Below are 2405 nucleotides of genomic sequence, written 5' to 3'. Positions count from 1 at the left end.
CGGCCTCGACCGCCGCGATCGCCGCGGCGCCGTCGCCGGCCACATCGACGCGGTAGCCCTCCGCCTCCAGCACGGCGCGGGCCAGCGTCTGGTTGATCGGGACATCCTCCACGAGCAGCAGGCGGGCGCCGTCCGCCGCGTCCGGGCGACGGGCGCCCTCCGCCGCCTCGGCGGCGAGCGGGGCGGCGGCGCGCGGCAGGGCCAGGGTGAACCAGAAGGTCGAGCCGGCGCCCTCCACGCTCTCGACCCCGATCTCGCCCCCCATCATGGTGACGAGGCGGTGGCAGATCGCGAGGCCTAGGCCCGATCCGCCGAAGCGCCGGCTGATCGAGCCGTCGACTTGGCTGAAGGGCTTGAACAGCCGGTGCCGCTGCGAGGGCGCGATGCCGATCCCGGTATCGCGGATCTCGAAGCGCAGGGCTTCGGCGGTGCCGCCGTCGGCGCCGGGAATGGACCCCTCGTAGCGGACGGTGAGCGTGACGGAGCCGGCGGGGGTGAACTTCACCGCGTTGTTGAGCAGGTTGAACAGCACCTGCCGCAGCCGGTTCGCGTCGCCGACGACGCTCGCGGGCAGGTCCGGGTCGATCCGCGCCTCGACGGTGAGGGCGCTCTTGAGGGCGCCGCCGCGCGTGATCGCGACGGTGTCCTCGATCATCTTGCCGAGGTCGAACGGGATCGGGTCGAGTTCGAGCCGGCCGGCCTCGATCTTCGAGACGTCGAGGACGTCGTTGACGACGGTGAGCAGGGCCTCGCCCGAGACGCGGATCAGTTCCAGGCGGCGCCGATCCTCCGGGTCGCGGCCGGGCCGGTCGAGGAGCAGGTCGGCATAGCCGAGAATGCCGTTGAGTGGCGTGCGGATCTCGTGGCTCATGGCCGCGAGGAACTCGCTCTTGGCCGCGCTCGCCCGCTCGGCCTCCACCGTGGCGGCGCGGGCCTCGGCGGTGGCGGCGCGCAGGGCCGCCTCGGCCGCCTTGCGCTCGGTGATATCGAGATGCAGCCCGAGCATCCGATAGGGCCGGCCGTCGCCGTCGTAGAGGGTGCGGCCTGAGGTGTAGAGCCAGCGCCCGTTCACCCGGTACTCCGCCGTGAAGCGGGTCTGGCTATCGACGGCGTGATGGATCCGGTTCCAGGCCTCGACGACGTCGTCGGGATGGATGGTCGCGGTCCACTCCGTCGGCGAGAGCGCCCGCGGCTCGCCGGTCTCGGGCAGGCCGTAGAGGCGCACGCTCTCCGGCGACAGCACCGTGATGCCGGTGCGCAGGTTCCAGTCGAAGGTCCCGGCCTCCGCGCCTTCCAGAGCGATGCCGAGCAGGCGGCTCGTGTCCTCCACGGCCAGCCGCGCCGAGACGATCTCGTCGATGTCGAGGGCGGTGCCGATCCACTCGACCACCTTGGCCGGATCGGCCGCGCTGCGGATCGGGGTGACCGACAGCTTGTGCCAGCGATAGGAGCCGTCCCGCGCCCGCAGCCGCCACTGGCCGTCGTAGCCCCGGCCGCTGGCCTGGACCGCCTGCCACGCCGCCTCCATCGCCTCGGCGTCGTCCGGGTGGTTGCGGGCCAGCCGCTGCTCCCGCGCGGCGCCGATCGGCCCGTAATAGTCCTCGAACCGGGCGTTCCCGTAGGTCGATTCGCCGCTGTCCGGGTCGATGGTCCAGACGAGCAGCGGCAGGGCGTCCGCGAGGCTGCGGTAGCGCATCTCGCTGCGGCGCATCTCCGCCTGGATCCGCAGCCGGTCGGTCACGTCCATGAGGATGCCGTACAGACCGGTCGTCCGGCCGGCCTCGTCGGACTTGCAGGTGCCCCGGACCATGACGTCGCGGACGGTTCCGTCGGGGCGCGCGAACCGCGTCTCGAACTCGAACTCGTGGCAGCTCGCGATCGCTGCGGCGAGGATGGCCTCGACGCGCCCGCGATCGGCGGGATGGCACAGTTGGGCGAGGCCGGGATGCCGGCCCGTCGGCGGCGCCGGGTCGAGGCCGGCAATGCGCAGCAGGCTCTCGGAGTAGATCGGGTGGCCGCTGACGAAGTCGATGCGCCAATGGCCGACTTGGGCGATCTGCTCGGCCATGGTGAGGAGGGAGTTGGCGCTCGCCCGCCGCTCGATCTCCGCGCCCTGGGCGCGGATGGTGCTCTCGTGGATCTGGCGCAGCGCCCGCTCGCTGGCGAAGGCGAGGTTGTCGCGCCGCAGCCGCATCTGCGCCGTCACGACCTCGGCGAGGTCGCGCAGGGCCGCTTCGTCCTCCGGGCTGAAGTCCCGCGGCCGCGGATCGACGAGGCAGAGGGAGCCGAGCCGCACGCCCGGCCGCAGGATCAGCGGGGCGCCGGCGTAGAACACGATGTGGGGCGGGCCGGTGACGATCCCGAGCCCGGAAAAGCGCGGGTCGCGGCGGGCGTCGGGCACGACG

At 72.9% G+C, this 2405-nt stretch carries 1 protein-coding gene; it reads right to left on the bottom strand.

The window, feature by feature from the left end; translation table 11 throughout:
- Positions 1-2405 (bottom strand): PAS domain-containing protein (locus MFF42_RS25265; RefSeq protein WP_238258726.1); only part of this gene is annotated, 2405 nt, incomplete at both ends.

Source organism: Methylorubrum podarium, assembly GCF_022179745.1.
Taxonomy (GTDB): Bacteria; Pseudomonadota; Alphaproteobacteria; order Rhizobiales; family Beijerinckiaceae; genus Methylobacterium; species Methylobacterium podarium.
The sequence above is the reverse complement of the archived record's forward strand: the minus strand, read 5'-3'. Positions and strand labels throughout refer to the sequence as shown.